Below are 20,481 nucleotides of genomic sequence, written 5' to 3'. Positions count from 1 at the left end.
GAAGAAGCAGGACTGACACCCGTACGGCATACGTGAAGGGCCCGCACCGGCGGTCGGTGCGGGCCCTTCACGTACGGCTCCGCACCGGCCGTTGGTGCGGGCCCTTCACGTACAAGCCCGCACCCGGCGTCGGTGCGGGCCGCTCGCATGCGCGGGACTACTGCGGGTCCGGGCCCTTGGCCACGGGCCGGGTGGGGTCGTTGGACCACTCCGACCAGGAGCCCGCGTACAGGGCGGACGGGATGCCCGCGATCGCCAGGGCGAGGACCTGGTGTGCGCCCGAGACGCCCGAGCCGCAGTAGACGCCGACCGCGCCCTCCTCCTGGGCGCCGAGACCGGCGAAGCGGGACGCCAGGGCGGGCGCCGGGAGGAAGCGGCCGTGCTCGTCCACGTTCTCCGTCGTCGGGGCGGAGACCGCGCCCGGGATGTGGCCGCCGACCGGGTCGATCGGCTCCACGTCGCCCCGGTAGCGCTCAGCCGCCCGCGCGTCGAGCAGCAGGCCCGAACGGGCCAGTGCCGCGGCCCCGTCGGCGTCGAGGAGCCCGACGTCGCTCGGGTGCGGCGCGAAGTCGCCCGGCTCGGGGCTCGGGGTCTCCTTCGACAGCTCGTACCCCTCCGCCGTCCACGCCGCGAGGCCGCCGTCCAGGACCCGTACGTCGGTGTGGCCGGTCCAGCGCAGCAGCCACCAGGCCCGGGCGGCGCCCCAGCCGAGGCCGCCGTCGTAGACGACGACCGGAGTGTCCGCGGAGACTCCCGCCCGGCGCATCGCCGCGCCGAAGACCTCCAGGTCCGGCAGCGGGTGCCGGCCGCCACGGCCGGGTGGAGCGGCCAGTTCCGTGTCCAGGTCGACGTAGACGGCGCCGGGCACGTGTCCGGCGTCGTAATCGGGCCGTCCAGGCGGGCCGCCGAGCTGCCAACGGACGTCCAGCAGGACCGGGCGGCGCGCCCCGGCCAGGTCGCTCGCGAGATCGCCTGCGGTGATGATGGGCTTCATGCGTGCCATCCTCGCGCAGCGCGCGCCGGAGCGGACCACGCCCTGGTGACGGAATGTCGGCGCGGCCGCGGGGCGTACGGCGCCCGTTGGTGCGAGCATCGTGCACAGGCGCGCCCCCAGTCGCGTGTACGGCACGTGGAGGGCGGGCAGTAACCCGCTGCGGAAGCCGAGGGCCCCGCTCCCACCCGCCCGTACGAGTCCGTGCGCCCGGGTCCCCCCGCACGGCCACGACGATGGTCCGAGGAGAGAGTGACGATGACCGAGGCGACTCGGCGCACACCCGGTACACCCTCTTGGGTGAGCTTGATGGTGCATGGGCTTGACGCGACGCAGGAGTTCTACGGCGCGCTCTTCGGCTGGGAGTTCGTCCCCGGTCCGCAGCAGCTCGGTCCGTACGTCCGCGCCCTGCTCGACGGCAAGGAAGTGGCGGGCATCGGCCAGTTGCCGCCCGACCGGCACCTGCCGGTCGCGTGGACCACCTACTTGGCCGCCGACGACGCCGACGAGGTCGCGGAGACCATCCGCTGCTGCGGCGGCACGGTCGCCGTCGGCCCGCTCGACGCGGGCGAGGCCGGCCGGCTGGTGATCTGCTCGGACCCGGTCGGCGCCGTCTTCGGAGTCTGGCAGGCCGGTCTCCACCTCGGCACGGCGACCGCGGGTTCGCCCGGGACGCCGGTCTGGAACGAGCTCCTGACGTACGAGACGTCGGCGGTCGCGAAGTTCTACCAGACGGTCTTCCGCTACGAGGCCGAGCCGGTCGTCTCCGCCGACTTCGACTATCTGACCCTTCTCCTGGAGGGGCGCCCGGTGGCGGCCCTGCACGGCCTCGGCACCGCGCTCCCCCGTGACCGGGGACCGCACTGGATGACGTACTTCGAGGTCGCCGACACCGACGCGGCCGCCCGGCTGGTCACCGAGCTGGGCGGCCATGTCCTGCGGCCGCCCAGGGAGGGTGCGCAGGGCCGGGTCGCGCTGGTGGCGGACACGGAGGGGGCGGTCTTCACGATCGTCCACTCGGCGCCGGACGCCTGAGGCGGCCGCCCGGACGGCCCCGCAGCTCGACCCCGCTCCCAGCACGGCCCCGCAGCTCACCCCCCGCCCGGAACGGCCCCGGCAGCTCAACCGCCGGGCAGGGCGGCCGCGCAGCTCGCCCCCGCCCCGGGCGGCCCGCGCCGCTCAGCCCCTGCCGCTCCGGATCAGGCTTCGGCGGAGTCGTGCGGCGCCGGAGCGGGGGGCCGGGTCGCCGCCGGGCAGGGCGAGCTTCGTCAGGCGCTCGCCGTCGAAGTAGCGCGTCATGTCCGCGTCGCCCGCGTGGGCTTCGAGGAACCGGACGGTCTCGTCCCGCAGCAGCGGGTAGAGCTTGGGCTGCATGCAGAAGCCCACGGCGCGCACCAGCGGGGTGAGCGTCTCCGGGCCCGCGCCCGGGACGGCCGGGCCGGAGCCGGTCTCCAGGTCGGGCACGATGTGGTCCACGACCGTCAGCGGCACCCGGTTGCTGTTCTCGACCGGCTTGAGCCGCTCGAGGACCGTGTCGGTGCCCACGCGGGCGATCGGCACGCCGTAGTAGACGGACGCGGTGACCATGGCGGTCGAGAAGCAGCCGACGACCAGCCGCGGCCGGCACCGCTCGTAGAAGGTCTCGGCGAGCAGCGGGCCGTCCAGGACCGTCAGCCGTACGCCGACCTCCTCGGCCGCCTCGTTCAGCGCCGTCGAGTAGCGGGCGGGCGCGGTCGGGTGCGGCTTGAAGATCACCGATGTGTGTCCGGCCGTGGCGGCTCCGCGCATCATCCGGATGTGCAGCTCCTCCTCCTCGTCGGCGGTGAGGATGTCGAGCGCCGCGAGGTACTGGCCGAGGAGGAGGGCGGTGGGCTCGGCCTCGACCGCCTCGGTCACCGTCCGGTCGCCCTCGGCCGCCTCGGCGATCTCCGCGAGGACCGCGCGGAAGGCCTCGTCGGGGACGAGTTCGGGCTGGACGCCGTACTCGGAGAGCAGCAGGGGGCGCAGGCCGGGCACCAGGTCGAGGTGGAGCAGCCGCCCGATCCGGCAGGCGATCGACTGCGGCAGCTCCTCGCGGGTGGGGCCGTAGCTCATCAGGCCGTCGGCGTAGACCTGGACGGTGCTCTCGGCGAAGACGAAGGCGAGCGCCTTGGCGGGGTTGACCTGGATGGACTCGACGATCAGCTCGACCGGGGCGCTGCCCAGGTCCCACGCCGTGCGGAACACGCGCTGCCAGAGCGGGGCTTCCTCGGTGCGCGGCGACCAGGTGGCGGGGTGGTGCGGCTGGATCGCCTCGTTCCAGTCGATCACCTCGTCGAAGCGGGTGGCGATCCGGTCGTAACCGGTCATCGTCTCCAGGCGTAGCGCGGTCTCCGGGATCGCTGCGTTGTTCGAGATCAGCAGGATCCGCCGGGCGTCGTCGGGGGCGCCGAACCGGCCGGCGTCGATCGCCGCGGCGAGCGTGGCGGCGCCGTAGAGCGTGGAGACCTCGAAGATCTGGATGCGCGGCTTCGCCGTCGTCGTACGCGGGTTGGCGGGCGTCGCGGTCATGATCAGGCGGTCCTTCCGGTGGCGCGCAGGCCGCGGAGCAGGGTGCTGCGCGCGGTGTCCATCGTCGCGAGGGTCTCGTCGAGCACCTGCTGCGGCATCCGGCGCAGGGCGTCGGTCACGTTCTGCTTGAGCCGCTTGGTCACGGCCGGTTCGTACTGGTCGGCCTTGCCCATGTGGAAGGCGATCATGGCGCAGTAGGTGCGCACCGCCTTCGGCAGGAAGCGGTCGGCGTCGCGGTCGGCGGAGACCTCCTCCAGGAGGAGGTCGTACGAGGGGATGAAGTCGAGCTGGCGGTTGTCGGTGATCTGGGTGAGCGAGGTGGTGACGCCGCGCCGGTAGAAGACGCCGTGGAGGCTGAGGGAGGCGTAGGTGGTGGCGTTCAGGTGGAGACGCCAGATCCAGAGCCGGTCCTCGGCGGTGCGCAGCTTCGTCTCGAAGCGCGAGGCGCCGTTCTCGAAGAGTCGGCCGCTGTAGATGCCGAAGGGGACGAAGGGGTAGTCGACCATCGTGATCATGCTGGCGGGCGCGATGCCGTCGCGCGGGTCCATCACGGTCTCGCGCACCTTGGCGGGGGCGTAGCGGATGGCGCGCTTCGGGCCGGTCGACAGGACGTGGTCGGTGCGGGCGAAGTCGCAGCCGAGGGCGTCGATGCCGTCGACCATGGCGCGCAGGTGGCCGGGGGCGTACCAGTCGTCGCCGTCGAGGAAGGTGACGTAGTCGCCGGTGGCCGCGTCGAGGCCGGTGTTGCGCGCCTGGGCCACGCCGAGGTTCGTCTCGTGGCGGATCACGGTGGCGTTCGGGACACGGCTCTGCCAGCGGTCCAGGATGTGGGGTGTCTCGTCCGTCGAGCAGTCGTCGATCAGCAGGAACTCGAAATCCGGGTCCGCGTTGCTCGCGAGGCTGCGCATGGTGTCGGAGGCATAGAGCCCGACGTTGTGGAACGGCACGATGACGGACAACTTGGGCACTCGGACATCCCCACACTCAAGCCAGACGAACAGAAGAGCAGACGAACGGATCGGCGGACGAGCGATCGGTCGCTCGGCGCGCGAGCGGACTCGCGGCGGCGTTCACCTGGGCGAACGCCGGTCGGACGGGCAGCGTAACCACCGTCATCTCCCGCCGGACGAGGCCGGCGCGGACTCCAGGTGAACTCTTGTCGCCCTCCGGGCGAACCTCGCCCGGAATCCGAGCGCAAGGAGGGTGAGCAGTGCCAGGGCGCCGATCGCACCGCCGATGCGCAGCCCCGGCGGCCGGAAGGTGCAACTGACCGACGTCGTCGTGGAGTCGAGCGGGACGGCGAGGAGGCCGAGGTGGCGCTGGGCGGGCGCCGGCGCGGCGTCCCCGGCGGCGCAGCTCCAGCCGGAGATGCGCGGTACGGCGATGACGGCGGTTCCCGTGCTGCCGGCCGGGAGTTCGGCGGTCAGCGTGTGGCCGGAGACGCGCACGTCGGTGGCGCCGGTCGCCGTCAACTTCCCTACAGCGGCGTCGAGTCGCTTCTTCTCCAGGCAGCCGACGGGCTGCTGGGGCAGGGACGGCCGCTCGGGGCCACGCAGTTCGACCTGTACGGCGCCGGAGGCCGGGACGGTGCCGAGGGTCCGCATCGGGCCCTGCACGGACGGGAGTCCGCCGAAGAAGGAGACGGGCCGGCCGCCGTCCAGGGCCGCGGTGCCCTTGAGTTCGGGCGCCCAGAGCCACAGGCCGGAGCCCGCCGGGCAGGAGGCCGTCAGGGTGGTGACACCGCCGGGTCGGTCCGTGCGCCGGACCTGCTCCGGCACGGTGTACACCGCCGATCCGAGCAGCAACTCCTGGTTGGCGAAGGGGGAATCGCCGAAGGCGGTCTCGCGCGCGGCCGGCCGGACGTCCGGGCGGACCGTGACGAGCGGCGGCACGGGGGTGTCGGTGACGGTGATGTCCGCCTCGGGAAGGGTGTCGGGCCTCAGGGGTGCCGAGGGCGTGGACCGCATCCGGGTGCCGATGGAGAAGATCGCGTCGGTGACGGGGTTGTCGAGCGTGACCGGGTGGCGGCCCTTGGCCCAGAAGCCGAAGCCGAGGGCGGAGAGGGTACGGGTGTACGTCCGCGACGTGAGGCTTGAGTAGTACTCGGCGCCCTGGCCGCCGACCAGCAGGACGTCGTTGCCGCCCGGCATTTCGCCGGGGTCCGTACGGCGGCGTGGCCAGGCGTCCTTCTCGGCGACGGCGCGCCCCATGTCTTCCTGCCAGGGTCCGACGCGCGGGGACCAGTGGACCTGGGTCAGCTCCTTCTCGGTGATCCTGCCGCCGGTGACGGCGGCCTCGCCGGCCTGCGCGAGGGCGAGGAGGACGACGGCGAGGGCGGGCAGGACCTTGACGCCGACCGCGTACCGCCGGGCGAGCAGCACGGCCACGGCGGCGAGCGTCGCGAGGACCAGCGCGGCGGCGAAGGCAGGGTAGGTCCAGCGGTCGACGAGGAGGCTGCCCCGGGCACCGAAGGCGAGGGCGGCGAGGACGCTCGCCCCGCCGAGGAGGGCGGGCAGCGGGGGAAGTCCACGGGCCGTGGAGAGCCAGGCCGCGATCAGCAGCAGTCCGCAGAGCACGAAGGTCTGCCGGTACGGGATGCCGTTCGGCGAGGCGCCCGCGTGCCACAGGAGGTGGGTGGGGCCCCACTGGAGGGAGAGGGCGACCAGGACGATCGCGGCCGTCCAGGCGACGCGCGTCCGGGCCGCCACCGTGCTGTTGAACGGCATGGTGAGCGCGAGCGCGAGCGCCGGGGTGCCGATGAAGAGGGCAGGGCTGGCGACACTGGCCGTGGCGGGGAGCAGCCGGGCGAACACCTCGGTCCAGGCGACGGCGGTGAACGACACCTCGGGGGTGGGGTCGGCGACCTTGGTGGCGAGGTAGACGACCAGGACGAGCGGGGTCGCGAGGCCGATGCCGAGGAGCACGGACCGGGCGGCGCGCAGCAGCCCGGACAGGCGCCTGCGGGCCGAGGCGTCGGCGGTGAGCAGCCGGACCGCCAGGACGACGGCCGCGCCGAGCGTCGCCATGTACGCGGTGTAGAAGTTGGCGTACCAGGCCAGGGCGACGACGAGCGGTCCGAGGACCGGTCGGCGGCCTGCACGGGCCCACTCCCCCACGAGGCACAGGAGAGGGAAGGCGAGCAGTCCGTCGAGCCACATCGGCACGGTGGCGCCGTAGTTGAGGGTCCAGCCGCACAGCGCGTACGCCGCGCCCAGGACGGCGGCGACCTGCCAGGGGCCCCTGCGCAGCCGGAGGAGCAGGACCGCCATGGCCGCGCCGGCGGCGGTGATCTTGGCTGCCGTGATGACGTAGAGGGCGAGTTCCATCCGGTCGGCCGGGAAGAGCACGACCAGCAGGTCGAAGGGGCTGCTGAGGTACGTGCCGTAGTCGCCGAGGAAGTTCGTCCCGAAGCCCGCGTTCCAGTTGAGGAACATGTCGCCGTCGGCCTGGCCGAGGAGGACCCTGCGCCAGTGGGCGTGGAAGGGCAGGTACTGCTGGCCGAGGTCGACGGTGTTGCGGGTCGTGGGCCCGAACGGGTGGACGCCGGCGACGAGACCGCCGAGACAGAAGACGAGGCAGGTCAGCAGGGCGGCCGCGGCGGCGGCCCTGACCCGGATGCTGCGCCGGGCCCGTGCGAGGAACCGCTGCTCGCGGGGGCGGCCCCCCGCGCCGTCCGGGGCGACCGGCCGCCCGCCCTCGGTGCGCACGCCTTCGCCCTGATCGGGCACGGTCTCGGCAGCAGGGGGCACACGTCCTCCGGGGTGTCTCGCGCGGTGCGCGGTTGCGCGTAGGCCCGGTGTTCACGTCCACGTCATGGGCCGACTGCCATTACCTCCGAGTCGGGCGACTCGTATCCGATCAGCAGGCGGGCTTCCGGCACACCGGAGGTGAACACGAGGTGTTACGCCTGGGCCGCCCTGATCTCCCCCTTCCCCGGACGCACAGAAGCCCGCGCACGGCGGTAGCCGTCCTGCGCAATACCCACCGCTTGCCATTAGCCAGCGTCTGCAATTATTGTCGAAGCACGCAAACCCCCTCTGCAAACATTCTGAAAGGTGCTTCGCCATGCCTCTCGCGCTCCTGGCCCTCGCCATCGGGGCCTTCGGGATCGGCACCACCGAGTTCGTGATCATGGGTGTGCTGCCCCAGGTCGCCGGCGACTTCGGTGTCTCCATCCCCACGGCCGGCTGGCTGGTGACCGGTTACGCCCTCGGTGTCGTGTTCGGGGCCCCGCTCCTGACGGTGCTCGGCACCAAGGTCTCCCGGAAGAAGATGCTCCTCTTCCTGATGGGCCTCTTCATCGTCGGGAACCTGCTCTCCGCCGTCGCCCCGTCCTTCGGCATGATGCTGGTGGGCCGGATCGTGGCCTCCCTCGCCCACGGCGCGTTCTTCGGCATCGGCTCGGTCGTCGCCGCGGACCTGGTGGCCCCGGAGAAGAAGGCGTCCGCGATCTCCCTGATGTTCATGGGCCTGACCGTCGCCAACATCGTCGGCGTCCCGCTCGGCACCTACATCGGCCAGGCCGCCGGCTGGCGCGTCACCTTCGCCATCGTCGCCGCGCTCGGCGTCGTCGGCTTCCTCGGCGTGGCCAGGCTGATCCCCGAGACGGGCCGGGCCCGGACGGAGAACGTCCGCACCGAGTTCGCCGCCTTCAGGAACGTGCAGGTCTGGCTGGCCATGGCGATGACCGTCCTCGGGTACGGCGGTGTCTTCGCGGCCATCACCTACATCACGCCGATGATGACCGAGGTCGCCGGCTACACCGAAGGCGCCGTGACCTGGCTGCTCGTCCTCTTCGGCATCGGCATGTTCCTCGGCAACCTGCTCGGCGGGAAGTTCGCCGACCGCGCCCTGATGCCCATGCTGTTCGTGTCGCTCGGCGCGCTGTCCCTGGCCCTGCTGCTCTTCACGGCCACCGCCCACCACCAGGTCCTCGCCGCGATCACCCTCACCCTGATCGGCGCGCTCGGCTTCGCGACCGTACCGCCGCTGCAGAAGTGGGTCCTGGACCAGGCCAAGCAGGCCCCGACCCTCGCCTCCGCCGCCAACATCGGCGCCTTCAACCTGGGCAACGCCCTGGCCGCCTGGCTCGGCGGTGTCGTCATCGCCGCGGGCCTCGGCTTCACCGCCCCGAACTGGGTCGGCGCGCTGCTCTCCGGCACGGCCCTGCTCCTGGCCTTCCTGGCCGCCTTCCTGGACAGGCGGACCCGGGCCGCCACTGGCGCGGCCTCTGTGCCTGCCTCCGCCTCCGAGCCGGGCCAGGCCGCCGCGCCGGTACCGGCCGGGCTGCGGTGACCCTCGGTCGGTACCGGCCGAGGGCCAGGCCCCCGTTCGGTACCGGCCGGGCCACACCGACCCCCTGACACCATCCCCCCAACCCCGAAGGACGACAGCACCATGAGCACCACGACCTCCGCCCCGGCCACCCTCACCCCGCTGAGCACTCAGGACGCCGAGATCCTGCTCTCCGCCGCGCGCCGCGCCGCAGAGGACGCCGGAGTCACCGTCAGCGTCACCGTCCTGGACGCGGGCGGCCACCTGCTGGCCTTCCGCCGCGACGACCGCGCCGTGCTGATCTCCGGCGAGACCAGCACCCGCAAGGCGTACACGGCCCTCCAGCTGAACGCCCCCACCGCCGACCTGGTCGACCTGGTGAAGCCGGACGGCCCGTTCCACAGCCTCACGACGGCCCTCGACCGCCCGCTGCTCTTCATCGCCGGCGGCCTGCCGGTCCACCGGGACGGCCACCTCGTCGGAGCCATCGGGGTCGGCGGAGGCGCCCCCGACCAGGACCACGGCTTCGCCACCACGGCCGTCGAGGCGCTCGCCGCCGGTCGGCCGGTCAGGCTGAGCTGACCGGCAGCACGTCCGGGGAAAGGGCCGCCGCCCGAGCCGTCGCCGCCGTCATCCGACGGCGGTGGTGGCGTCGGCACAGCACCTCGTAGCCGATCTCGTCCCCCGCGTTCACATCGCCCACCACGACCTGCGCACCCTCGACGACCATCGCGCCGCCGACGGTGCGCGCGTTGTGTGTCGCCCGGGCCCCGCACCAGCAGAGCGCCTCGACCTGGAGCACCTCGACCCGGTCGGCGAGCTCCACGAGCCGCTGGGAGCCGGGGAACAGCTTCGAGCGGAAGTCGGTGGTGATGCCGAAGGCGAAGACGTCCAGTTCCAGGTCGTCCACGACCCGGGCGAGCTGGTCGATCTGATCGGGCGACAGGAACTGCGCCTCGTCCGCGATGACGTAGTCGCAGCGGCCGCCCTTGGAGAGGTGCGCGACGAGGTACGCGTAGAAGTCGAAGCCCTCCGCCGCCTCCACGGCGTCCGTGACCAGGCCGAGGCGCGAGGAGAGCTTGCCCTCGCCCGCCCGGTCGTCCCGCGTGAAGATCATGCCCTGCAACCCGCGCGTGGACCGGTTGTGCTCGATCTGAAGAGCGAGGGTGCTCTTTCCGCAGTCCATCGTTCCGGAGAAGAACACCAGCTCGGGCATGGGAGGTCGGGGACCTTTCAGGTCGGGGTGGGTGAAGGGAGGACGGGCGTACGGGTACGGGGTCAGGAGCGGACTTCGAGGAGCGGCACCAGCTGCTCCGCGGGCGTCATCGACCCGTGCACACCGACCATCGCCGACTCGTGGGGCTCGTTGACGGAGGCGATGATGAGGACGTCGTCGTGGGCCGCGGCGACGACGTCGCCGATCCGCCCGTGGACCCGCTCGTCGACCTCGTCGCCGAACCAGCCGAGCGCGATGGCCTCGTCGCGGCTCGCCACCCAGAACTGCTCGCCGAGCACCTCCCGCCAGCACGTGAGCACATCGGCCCCGGCCCCCGGCACCGCGTAGACGTGCCGGGCACGGCCCTCGCCCCCGAGAAGGGCGACACCGGCGCGCAGCTCCCAGTCCTCGTCGAAGTCGATCCGGTGCTGGTCGTCGAAGGGGATGTCGACCATGCCGTGGTCCGCCGTGACGTACAGGGCCGAGCGGGGCGGCAGTTGCTCCGCGAGGCGCTGCACGAGCCGGTCGACGAACATCAGCTGGCCGCGCCAGGCGTCGGAGTCGAGGCCGAAGCGGTGTCCGGCCCCGTCGAGTTCGCTGTAGTACGTGTACACCAGCGAGCGGTCGCCGCCGGCGAGCTGCTCGGCGGCGAAGTCCATCCGCTCCTCGCCGGAGAGCCGGCCGTGAAACGTTCCGCCACTCAGCGCGATCTTGGTGAGCGGGGTGTCCTGGAAGATCGGCGACGAGACCTGGGCCGTGTGGATGCCGGCCTCGTGCGCGAGCTGGAAGACCGTGGGGTACGGCTGCCAGACGCGGGGCGAGGTCCACGGCTTCCAGCGGAGCTGGTTCATCAGCTCGCCGGTCTCGGGGTTGCGGACGGTGTACCCGGGCAGCCCGTGCGTGCCGGGGAAGCGTCCCGTACCGACCGAGGCGAGCGAGGTCGCGGTGGTGGCGGGGAAGCCGGCGGTGATCGGGCGTCCCGTGCCGCCGCGCGAGGAGCCGAGGAGGGAGGTGAGGTACGGGGCCTCGTCCGGATGGCTCCTGATCTGCTCCCAGCCGAGCCCGTCGATCAGGAAGACGCAGTTCCGGTCGGCGGGGGTGAGCTCGGCGATCCGGGCGTCGAACCCCGGTGCGCCCTGACCGGCGACGAGCGTCGGAAGGACGTCGGCCAGCGAGCCGGTGCCGTACTCGGGGACGGGCGCGGTGGCGAGATCGAGCGGGACGGGGTCGTCCGGCCAGCCGGAAGCGACGGCGGTGGGCTGGACCATCAGCGGGTCGCCGCGGTGGCTTCGGAGAGCGACTGGGCGAAGGCCAGCGTCTGGCGCACGGTGTCCGGCCCGTCGCCGGCGTCGCTGACGCGCAGGCTGAGGTCGTCGGCGGTGGCGTTGCCGGTGTAGCCGTGGTCGGCGTCGCAGTTGGGGTCGCCGCAGGCGGCGGGCTCCAGGTCGATCCGCGAGACGGCGCCCCAGCCGATGGTCAGGACGACCTCACGGGGCAGGGTGCCCGGGGTGTACGACTCCGGGTTGGCGACGACCCGGCTGACGACGACGGAGGAGATCCGGTCGAGCTTGACCGACTCGGTGGAGGTCGTGGCGTACGGGGTCGGGGAGCTGCTGTCGGCGGCCTGCTCGTCGGTGTGGCTGACGATGAAACGGTTGGCCGTCAGGACGAGGACCGTGACATGGCGACGGACCTCGTTGGAGTCGAAGGTGGTCTCCTGGTGCACCAGGTACGACGCGATCGGCTCGCCACCGACGGCGGCCTCCACCGCCTCGGCCACGAGGGCCGGGTAGTAGCCGCTGCGCTCGATCGCCGCGCGCAGCCCCTGGGTCGTCGTACCGGTCTTCGCCATGGACTCCATCCTAATCCGTCGGAAGGGGCACTCCGGGACGGTCCGGCCGTCTCGTCCAGGGGGTGTCCGGCCCTGATCCGCGAGGCACCCCCTAGTAGCTCGGAAGGCTGCGCGGGCCGAGGTCCGTGCGGGGCGGTGGCGGGGCGAGCCGGACCGTCGCGCCGAGCACGGAGAGGCCGTGCGGGGCGACGACGACGGGCTCCAGGGCGATCGCGACGACCTCGGGATGGTCGTCGACGAGCCGGGAGACGCGCAGCAGCAGGTCCTCCAGGGCCGGGGTGTCGACCGGGGCGGAGCCGCGCCAGCCGAAGAGCAGCGGGGCGGTGCGGATGGAGCGGACGAGTTCGGCGGCGTCCCGGGCGGTGGCCGGGACGAGGCGGTGGGACATGTCGCCGAGCAGCTCGGAGGCGGCGCCGGCGAGGCCGAAGGAGAGCACGGCGCCGACGGCCGGGTCGATGGCCGAGCGCACGACGGTGTCGACGCCGCGCGGCACCATGGCCTGGACGACCGGCTGAAGCTCGACGGGCTTGCCGAGGGTGTCGGTCAACTCGGCGTAGGCGGTACGGAGTTGTTCCTCGCCGGCGAGGTCGAGGCGCACGCCTCCGAGGTCGGGGCGGTGGCGCAGGTGGGGGGCCGTCGTCTTGAGGGCGACCGGGTAGCCGAGCCGGGCGGCGGCCTGGACGGCGGCGTCGGGGGTGGGCGCGGGCAGGGTGGGCAGCACGTCGATGCCGTACCGGCCGAGCAGCTCGCGGGCCGCGTCGGCGTCGAGGGTCACGCCTCGGGCGGCCGCTTCCGCGTCCACGGTCGCACCGAGCACGCGCTCGATCTGGGCGGCGGCCCCACCCTCGTCGATCTCCTCGAACTCGGGCACACGCCCGGGGTCGGTTGCCTGCCGCCGCCACTGCGCGTACCGCACGGCCTCGGCCAAGGCCCGCACGGCCCGCTCGGCAGCGGGGTAGGCAGGGATCGCGCCGGGACGCGGGGCGGTGGGGGCGGGGGCCGCTCCGGAGGCGGGGGCGGAGGTGGACGTGGGGGCTGGGACGGAGGCGGGGGCGGGGGCCGTGGCGGAAGCAGGGGCCGTTCCGGCGGCGGGCGTGGCGCCCGGGGCCGCCGGGCGCGGCGGTGCCTCGTCCGTCGGGGCGGCGGGGGGCGTGGCCGACTTCGGGGCCGGGGCGGGCGAGCTGTCCCGGGGCGTGCGACGTGCGGGCGGTCGGGTGCTGGTGGCCGCCGAGAGGGCCTCCGCCAGGCCGCCCATCTCGACGTGGACGACGACCACCGGCTTCGCCGGGGGCGGGGCGGAGGCGACCGCCTCGCGGAGCTGGGCGGCGAGGACCTCGCCGTCGCCGGACTCCACCGCGCCGTTCTCGCCGACCCAGGGGATCGCGGTCACGACGACCGCGTCGCAGGCGTCGTCCGCGAGGGCCGCCGCCAGCGCGGCGCGGAAGTCCGCGGGGCTCGCGCCGGTCGTCAGGTCCAGCGGGCGCAGCGGACGGAGGCCCTCGGTCAGGCAGGCGTCGTACGTGAGCAGCCCGAGCGACTCGGAGTTGCCGAGGATCGCGACGCGGGGCCCGGTCGGCAGCGGCTGGCCCGCGAGGAGCAGCCCGGCGTCGACGAGCTCGGTGACCGTGTCGACGCGGATGACTCCGGCCTGCCGGAGCAGCGCGGAGACCGTGGCGTGCGGGATCCGGGTGACCGGCACCCGGTGTCCGGGCGGCGCGCTCCCGCTGTGCCGTGCGCCCTTGACCACGACGACCGGCTTGACCGCGGCCGTGCGCCGGGCAAGGCGGGTGAACTTCCGCGGGTTTCCGATGGACTCCAGGTACAGCAGGACGACGTCCGTCTCCGGGTCGTCGTACCAGTGCTGGAGGAAGTCGTTGCCCGAGACGTCCGCCCGGTTGCCCGCAGAGATGAAGGAGGAGATGCCGGCGCCGTGCCGGTGGAGCCCGGCGAGGAGCGCGATCCCGATCGCGCCGGACTGGGTGAAGAGCCCGATCCGCCCGGCGGCCGGCAACTGCGGCGCGAGCGAGGCGTTCAGCCGGGCGCCGGCGGAGGTGTTGATGATCCCGAACGCGTTGGGCCCGATGATCCGCATCCCGTACGACCGGGCCTGCCGCACCAGTTCCCGCTGCCGTTCCCGCCCCTCCCCGGAGCCGGTCTCCGCGTACCCCGCGGAGAGCACGACGAGGCCGCGCACCCCGTGCTCCCCGCAGTCCGCGACCGCCTCCGGCACACGCTCGGCGGGGACGGCCACGATCGCGAGGTCCACCGGTTCGCCGATGTCCCCCACGGAGCGGAAGGCCGGCACCCCGTCGAGCGTGTCGGTTCCCTCGGGGAGCGCGCGGTTCACCGCGTACGTCCGTCCGGTGAACCCGCCCTCCAGGAGGTTGCGCAGGACCGTCCGGCCGACCCCGCCGGGGGTGCGGCCGGCTCCGACGACGGCGACCGAGCCGGGGGTGAGGAGCCGCTGCACGGAGCGGGCCTCGGCCCGCTGTTCCCGGGCGCGCTGCACGGCGAGGGAGCGGTCGGTGGGCTCCAGGTCGAGGTGGAGCCGTACGGAGCCGTCCTCGAAGCTCCGCTTCTGGGTGTACCCGGCATCCGTGAAGACCTTGATCATCTTGGTGTTCGCGGGCAGCACCTCCGCCGCGAACCGCCGGATGTCCCGCTCGCGCGCCACCGCCGCGATGTGTTCGAGCAGCGCGGAGGCCACGCCGCGTCCTTGGTGGGCGTCCTGGACGAGGAAGGCGACCTCGGCCTCGTCGGCGGGCGCGGGGGCGGGCCTCCCCCGGTCGTCGATGCGGTCGTACCGGACGGTGGCGATGAACTCGTCGCCGATCGTGGCCGCGAGGCCCACCCGGTCCACGAAGTCGTGATGGGTGAAGCGGTGCACGTCCTTGGCGGAGAGCCGGGGGTACGGTGCGAAGAAGCGGTAGTACTTGGACTCGTCCGAGACCTGCTCGTAGAAGCTGACCAGCCGGTCGGCGTCGTCGGCGGTGATGGGCCGGATGCGCGCGGTGCCGCCGTCGCGGAGGACCACATCCGCTTCCCAGTGGTCGGGGTAGTCGTGTTCCGGTTGCTCAGGCCGTTCCGACGCGCTCTGCATGGGGCAAGCGTACGACTGGGGTCCGACACGGGCACCGGTCGCGCGGTGCGTACGCGCCGTGCAAGGTAGGGAGGACCGATCGGCCCTGCAGCGGGGGCCGATGGTCGGCGACGAGCACACCGCCACCCATGAGAGACTGGTCTAGACAACCCGCTTGAGACTTGAAGGGCAACACCATGGCTGAGCGCCGCGTCAACGTCGGTTGGGCCGAGGGCCTGCACGCCCGCCCCGCCTCCATCTTCGTCCGTGCCGCCACGGCCTCCGGCGTCCCCGTGACGATCGCCAAGGCCGATGGCAACCCGGTGAACGCCGCGTCGATGCTCGCGGTGCTCGGTCTGGGCGCGCAGGGCGGCGAGGAGATCGTGCTCGCTTCGGACGCCGAGGGCGCCGAGGTCGCGCTCGACCGTCTGGCGAAGCTGGTTGCCGAGGGGCTCGAGGAGCTCCCCGAGACCGTCTGACGGATTTCCGACCGGATTTCCTCCGGCTCGATATTCCGAGGAAGCCGCACACGCCGAAATGCCGGCGGGTGCGGCTTCTTCGTTCCCGCCAACCGATTTCGAACCGTTTCCGGGCAGCACGAAGAAAGCGCCTGAATTCAACGCTCTTTGTATACGGCCCGCTCGTTAATTCCGGCCGCTCGCGATGTTGACGACGTGTTGCGAAGTCCTCACACGCCCGCTTCCCGGCCGGCCGGCCCGCTCGGGGAGCTTCAGCCGGTGCAGCAGCAGGGAGCGTTCGGCGTGCAGCGCGGTCAGGGAACGGGCCCGTTCGGCGTCGCCGCGCGCCACCGCGTCCACGATCGCCCCGTGCTCCGCCCAGGCCTCCACGGGCTGGGCGGGGACCTCGACCGCGTACATCCAGGCGATCTTGTGCCGCAGTTGGGTGAGCAGGGCGGTGAGCGCCGGGCTGCCCGAGGCCTGCGCCAGGGTCTCGTGGAACCAGCCGCCGAGCGAGCGCAGGTCGTCCCCCTGGCCGCGCCTGGCGCGCTCCTGCCCCAGCCTGACCAGGCCGCGCAGCACCTTGAGGTGCGCCTCGGTACGACGGTGGGCGGCGCGGGCCGCGCCGAGCGGTTCGAGCAGCGACCGCATGTCCAGGAGGTCCGCCGCCTCCTGCTCGGTGGGCTCGGCCACCTGGGCGCCCGCGTGGCGGCGGGTGATCACGAAGCCCTCGGACTCCAGGGTGCGCAGCGCCTCGCGGACCGGGACGCGGGAGACTCCGTACCGACGGGCCAGCTGCTCCTCGGTCAGCCGGCTGCCGCGCTCGAAGACGCCGGTGACGATGTCGTCCCGGATCGCCGTGCACACCGAGTGCGCGGGAATGCGCATGATCGACCTCCGCCTTAATACGCGCGAAACCGGTTGTCCGGCGACTCTATTGCAGCGGAGGGGTATTTCCGACGGCTCCTCAGAAATCATGGATATCTTTTGGCCAACGGGGCAGCGAAAAGCCCCGGCTCAGTACGAGCCGGGGCTTTTCGACGTGCGCTGGGGCCTCGCCGGTCGGACGGGTCAGACGTTCACGCCACGGGCGCGCAGGTACGCGACCGGGTTGATGTCGGAGCCGTACTCGGCGGTGGTGCGGGCCTCGAAGTGGAGGTGCGGGCCGGTCGAGTTGCCGGTGGAGCCGGAGATGCCTATCTGCTGGCCCGGGGTGACGGACTGGCCGACGGAGACACTGATGGCCGAGAGGTGACCGTACTGGGTGTACGTGCCGTCGTTCATCCGGATGACGATGTTGTTGCCGTACGCGCCGCCCCAGCCGGCCTCGACGACGGTGCCGGAGCCGACGGAGACGACCTTGGTGCCGTAGGCGGCGTGGAAGTCGACGCCGGAGTGGCTGCCGGAGGACCACAGCGAGCCGCCGGTCTGGTAGCCGGTGGAGACGTACGAGCCGGCCACGGGGAGCTGGAAGGAGTTCAGGCGCTTGCGCTCGGCCTCACGGGCGGCGCGCTCCTTGGCCTCGCGGATCTCCTTGGCGCGGGCCTCCGCCTTGCGCTTGGCCTCCGCCTTGGCGCGGGCCTCGGCGACGCGCTTCGCCTCCGCCTCGGCGGCCTCGCGCTCCTGGGCGGCGGCCTGGGCGTCGAGGGTGTCGGCGAGAGCCTCGTCGGCGGCGACGACCTGGGTCAGGCCGGTGTCCTCCGGGGAGGGGGCCTCCGTGTCGGCGAGCGCCGGGGAAGCCAGGGTGCCGATGACGCCGGTGGTGGCGAGGGTCGCGATGCCGGCGATGCCTGCGCCGCGGCGCGCCAGACGGCTCGGACCACGATGCTTCCCGGTGGCACGGGTGAACGCCATGTAGAGGCTGATCCTTTCCTTCCTTCTCGCCTACCGGGTTAGCTGACGGGTTCGGAGCAGGAAGGTCTCCTACGGGCCCCTCCGCACGGGTGCGAAGGCGTCCGATTCACCCCAGGGACTACGTATGGGTCCCCGGCTCCCCAGGCTCGCGCCTGACGGGGACTCGGCGATGACTGTCCGATGCCGCGGGTGCGGCGGGTGCAACTGGCGAACAGCCGGACCGACGCTATGCGGACCATCTTTCAATCACCAAACAGACACGCCAGTTTGTAAGACATGCCACAGGGCAAACGATCACCCTCTCCAGCAATACGGACAAAGAGGAGGACCCCGACGTACCGTGACGTCGGGGTCCTCACCTGCCTCCGGAGCGCGGCTCCGGTCGGCTCAATCAGCCGGTGACGACGGTCACTTCACCGATACCGAGGGCGCGCACCGGCTCCGCGATCTGCGCCGCGTCACCCACGAGCACGGTGACGAGCCGGTCCACCGGGAAGGCGTTGACGACGGCCGCGGTCGCCTCGACCGTGCCGGTCTCGGCGAGGCGCGCGTACAACTGCGCCTGGTAGTCGTCCGGGAGGTGCTGCTCGACCTGGTCGGCGAGCGTCCCCGCGACGGACGCGGCGGTCTCGTACTTGAGCGGCGCCACACCCACCAGGTTCTGCACGGCCACGTCGCGCTCGGCGTCCGTGAGGCCTTCGGCGGCGAGGGTGCGCAGCACCTTCCACAGGTCGTCAAGTGCCGGGCCCGTGTTGGGGGTGTCCACGGAACCGCTGATGGCGAGCATCGCGGCGCCGTTGCCCTCGGCGTCGGAGCGCAGGACCTGGCCGAAGGCCCGCACGCCGTAGGTGTAGCCCTTCTCCTCGCGCAGGACGCGGTCCAGGCGGGAGGTGAGCGTGCCGCCGAGGCAGTACGTGCCGAGGACCTGGGCGGGCCAGACGCGGTCGTGCCGGTCGGCGCCCACGCGGCCGATCAGCAGCTGGGTCTGGACGGCGCCCGGCCGGTCGACGATGACCACACGGCCGGTGTCGTCGGCCGTGATCGGCGGGACGGGCCGCGGCTCCGCACTGTCTCCCGTCCAGGCGCCCAGAGACTCGGCGAGGACCTTGTCCAGGTCCACGTCGGTCAGGTCACCGACGACCACGGCGGTCGCCGTGGACGGACGGATGTGTGCCTGGAAGAAGGCGCGGACGGCGGCGGCGTCGATCGCCTTCACCGTCTCCTCGGTGCCCTGGCGCGGCCGGGACATGCGGGACTCGGCCGGGAAGAGCTCCTTGGAGAGCTGCTTTGCCGCCCGGCGGGCCGGGTTGGCCGTCTCGTGCGGGATCTCGTCGAGCCGGTTGCGCACCAGGCGCTCGACCTCGGTGTCGAGGAACGCCGGCGCGATGAGGGCCTCGGAGAGCAGCCCGAGCGCCTTGGGCAGCCGGGAGACGGGAACCTCCAGGGAGACCCGTACGCCCGGGTGGTCGGCGTGCGCGTCGAGCGTGGCGCCGCAGCGCTCCAGCTCGGCGGCGAACTCCTCGGCGGTGTGCTGGTCGGTGCCCTCGGAGAGGGCGCGGGCCATGATCGTGGCGACACCGTCGAGACCGGCGGGCTCGGCCTCCAGGGGAGCGTCGAGGAAGATCTCGACGGCCACGACCTGCTGGCCGGGGCGGTGGCAGCGCAGCACCGTCAGGCCGTTGTCCAGGGATCCGCGCTCCGGGGCGGGGAAGGCCCAGGGCTTGGCCGTGCCCGGCTCCGGCTGCGGGTGGAACGTCATGCTCGTCAAAGACGCGGCAGCGTCGGTCACTGGTCCGCTCCCTCTTCCTCGTCGCTGTCGCTCTGTTCGGTACCGATGGGCTCGTAGACCAGCACCGCGCGGTTGTCCGGGCGCAGCTGGGCCTCGGCGACCGCCCGCACCTCCTCGGCGGTGACGTCCAGGACCCGGTTGACGGCGGTCAGGGCGAGCTGCGGGTCGCCGAACAGGACCGCGTAGCGGCACAGTTCGTCGGCGCGGCCCGCGACCGTGCCGAGCCGGTCCAGCCACTCGCGCTCCAACTGGGCCTGGGCGCGCTCCATCTCCTCGGGCGTCGGGCCCTCGGCGGCGAACCGGGCCAGCTCCTCGTCGACGGCCGCCTCGATCTCGGGGACCTCGACACCGCCGGAGGTCTTGACGTCGAGCCAGCCCAGCGAGGGCGCGCCGGCCAGCCGCAGCAGGCCGAAGCCGGCGGCCACGGCCGTGCGGTCGCGGCGCACCAGGCGGTTGTGGAGCCGGGAGGACTCGCCGCCACCGAGGACGGTCAGGGCGAGGTCGGCGGCGTCGCACGCGCGCGTGCCGTCGTGCGGGAGCCGGTAGGCCGCCATCAGCGCGCGGGCCGGCACCTCCTCCTCGACGACCTCGCGCAGCTGCTCCCCGATCGTGTCGGGCAGCGTGCCGTCGCGCGGCGGCAGCTTGCCGTCGTGGGACGGGATGGAGCCGAAGTACTTCTCGATCCAGGCCAGCGTCCGCGCCGGGTCGATGTCGCCGACGACCGAGAGGACCGCGTTGTTCGGCGCGTAGTACGTACGGAAGAAGGCCCGCGCGTCCTCCAGCGTCGCCGCGTCCAGGTCGGCCATGGAGCCGATCGGCGTGTGGTGGTAGGGGTGGCCCTCGGGGTAGGCGAGGGCGGTCAGCTTCTCGAAGGCCGTGCCGTAGGGCACGTTGTCGTACCGCTGGCGGCGCTCGTTCTTGACGACGTCCCGCTGGTTCTCCATCGACTCGTCGTCCAGGGCGGCCAGCAGGGAGCCCATGCGGTCCGCCTCCAGCCAGAGCGCGAGCTCCAGCTGGTGGGCGGGCATGGTCTCGAAGTAGTTCGTGCGCTCGAAGCTCGTCGTGCCGTTGAGCGAGCCGCCCGCGCCCTGCACCAGCTCGAAGTGGCCGTTGCCGTGGACCTGCTTCGAGCCCTGGAACATCAGGTGCTCGAAGAGGTGGGCGAGGCCCGTGCGGCCGGCGACCTCGTGGCGGGAGCCGACGTCGTACCAGAGGCACACCGCGGCGACCGGGGTCAGGTGGTCCTCGGAGAGCACCACGCGCAGGCCGTTGGCCAGCCGGTGCTCGGTCGCTGTCAGGCCGCCGGAGCCGGCCTCTGCCGTGGCCGTGTGACCCATGGGCATGTACGTCCCTTCGATCGCGATATGGAAAAGTCCTGCCACCCTATGCAAGCGCACCGACACCTCGCGAAGTTCCCA

General features: G+C 72.8%; 16 protein-coding genes and 1 riboswitch. Of the genes, 4 read left to right on the top strand and 12 right to left on the bottom strand.

Translation table 11 applies throughout. The features are described 5' to 3' along the window. Positions 1-157 precede the first annotated feature (157 nt). On the bottom strand, positions 158-994 hold the full coding sequence (locus ACWF79_RS27625) for a sulfurtransferase (protein ID WP_453730868.1): 837 nt from the start codon (positions 992-994) through the stop codon (positions 158-160). Between the two features lie 255 nt (positions 995-1,249). Here ACWF79_RS27625 and ACWF79_RS27620 point away from each other — a divergent pair, with 255 nt between their 5' ends. Beyond that, complete coding sequence (locus tag ACWF79_RS27620; protein ID WP_453730867.1) at positions 1,250-2,026, top strand: VOC family protein; 777 nt, start codon at positions 1,250-1,252, stop codon at positions 2,024-2,026. Between the two features lie 144 nt (positions 2,027-2,170). Here the strand turns inward: ACWF79_RS27620 and ACWF79_RS27615 are convergent, their stop codons facing one another. The 3 genes from ACWF79_RS27615 to ACWF79_RS27605 form a co-directional block, all read right to left on the bottom strand. Then, a complete protein-coding gene (locus ACWF79_RS27615; protein ID WP_453730866.1) occupies positions 2,171-3,541 on the bottom strand; it encodes a polysialyltransferase family glycosyltransferase in 1,371 nt (456 codons plus the stop codon). 2 nt (positions 3,542-3,543) lie between these two features. Continuing rightward, positions 3,544-4,509 (bottom strand): glycosyltransferase family 2 protein, encoded by a 966-nt coding sequence (locus ACWF79_RS27610; RefSeq protein ID WP_453730865.1) that lies wholly within the window; start codon positions 4,507-4,509, stop codon positions 3,544-3,546. 144 nt (positions 4,510-4,653) lie between these two features. Continuing rightward, entirely contained in the window at positions 4,654-7,290 is a 2,637-nt protein-coding gene (locus ACWF79_RS27605) for a YfhO family protein (protein WP_453730864.1), read from the bottom strand. A 316-nt stretch (positions 7,291-7,606) separates the two neighbouring features. On the opposite strand from ACWF79_RS27605, the gene ACWF79_RS27600 reads away from it, so the two are divergent. Both ACWF79_RS27600 and ACWF79_RS27595 read left to right on the top strand, forming a co-directional pair. Continuing rightward, positions 7,607-8,836 (top strand): MFS transporter, encoded by a 1,230-nt coding sequence (locus ACWF79_RS27600; protein WP_453730863.1) that lies wholly within the window; start codon positions 7,607-7,609, stop codon positions 8,834-8,836. A 102-nt stretch (positions 8,837-8,938) separates the two neighbouring features. Then, complete coding sequence (locus ACWF79_RS27595; protein ID WP_453730862.1) at positions 8,939-9,397, top strand: GlcG/HbpS family heme-binding protein; 459 nt, start codon at positions 8,939-8,941, stop codon at positions 9,395-9,397. On the opposite strand, the gene ACWF79_RS27590 is transcribed toward ACWF79_RS27595, so the two are convergent. The 4 genes from ACWF79_RS27590 to ACWF79_RS27575 all read right to left on the bottom strand — a co-directional run bounded on the left by ACWF79_RS27590 (position 9,384) and on the right by ACWF79_RS27575 (position 14,983). Beyond that, the gene (locus ACWF79_RS27590; RefSeq protein ID WP_453730861.1) at positions 9,384-10,031 is read right to left on the bottom strand and encodes a thymidine kinase; all 648 of its coding nucleotides are present in this window, start codon (positions 10,029-10,031) and stop codon (positions 9,384-9,386) included. The genes ACWF79_RS27595 and ACWF79_RS27590 overlap by 14 nt on opposite strands. A gap of 62 nt (positions 10,032-10,093) precedes the next feature. Further along, positions 10,094-11,299 carry an alkaline phosphatase family protein gene (locus tag ACWF79_RS27585; RefSeq protein WP_453730860.1) on the bottom strand — a complete coding sequence of 402 codons (1,206 nt, stop codon included), beginning with the start codon at positions 11,297-11,299 and terminating at the stop codon, positions 10,094-10,096. Further along, positions 11,299-11,883: a DUF5998 family protein gene (locus tag ACWF79_RS27580; protein WP_355106181.1), complete on the bottom strand. Its 585-nt coding sequence runs from the start codon at positions 11,881-11,883 to the stop codon at positions 11,299-11,301. Before ACWF79_RS27580 ends, ACWF79_RS27585 begins: the two co-directional genes overlap by 1 nt. Positions 11,884-11,974: 91 nt before the next feature. After that, the gene (locus ACWF79_RS27575; RefSeq protein ID WP_453730859.1) at positions 11,975-14,983 is read right to left on the bottom strand and encodes a bifunctional acetate--CoA ligase family protein/GNAT family N-acetyltransferase; all 3,009 of its coding nucleotides are present in this window, start codon (positions 14,981-14,983) and stop codon (positions 11,975-11,977) included. Positions 14,984-15,159: 176 nt separating this feature from the next. On the opposite strand from ACWF79_RS27575, the gene ACWF79_RS27570 reads away from it, so the two are divergent. Next, complete coding sequence (locus ACWF79_RS27570; protein WP_361767649.1) at positions 15,160-15,441, top strand: HPr family phosphocarrier protein; 282 nt, start codon at positions 15,160-15,162, stop codon at positions 15,439-15,441. Between the two features lie 165 nt (positions 15,442-15,606). On the opposite strand, the gene ACWF79_RS27565 is transcribed toward ACWF79_RS27570, so the two are convergent. The 4 genes from ACWF79_RS27565 to ACWF79_RS27550 all read right to left on the bottom strand — a co-directional run bounded on the left by ACWF79_RS27565 (position 15,607) and on the right by ACWF79_RS27550 (position 20,406). Continuing rightward, positions 15,607-16,308: a GntR family transcriptional regulator gene (locus ACWF79_RS27565; protein WP_453730858.1), complete on the bottom strand. Its 702-nt coding sequence runs from the start codon at positions 16,306-16,308 to the stop codon at positions 15,607-15,609. Positions 16,309-16,491: 183 nt separating this feature from the next. Further along, complete coding sequence (locus ACWF79_RS27560) at positions 16,492-17,274, bottom strand: M23 family metallopeptidase (RefSeq protein WP_453730857.1); 783 nt, start codon at positions 17,272-17,274, stop codon at positions 16,492-16,494. Positions 17,275-17,287: 13 nt separating this feature from the next. Beyond that, positions 17,288-17,453, bottom strand: a riboswitch (cyclic di-AMP (ydaO/yuaA leader). Positions 17,454-17,665: 212 nt separating this feature from the next. Next, positions 17,666-19,033, bottom strand: coding sequence for a M16 family metallopeptidase (locus ACWF79_RS27555; protein WP_453730870.1), 1,368 nt, complete (start codon positions 19,031-19,033; stop codon positions 17,666-17,668). Positions 19,034-19,059: 26 nt separating this feature from the next. Then, complete coding sequence (locus ACWF79_RS27550) at positions 19,060-20,406, bottom strand: M16 family metallopeptidase (RefSeq protein ID WP_453730856.1); 1,347 nt, start codon at positions 20,404-20,406, stop codon at positions 19,060-19,062. Positions 20,407-20,481 lie beyond the last annotated feature (75 nt).

It is taken from the genome of Streptomyces sp. NPDC054975 (assembly GCF_053609105.1).
This window is presented reverse-complemented; position numbering and strand designations above follow the sequence as displayed.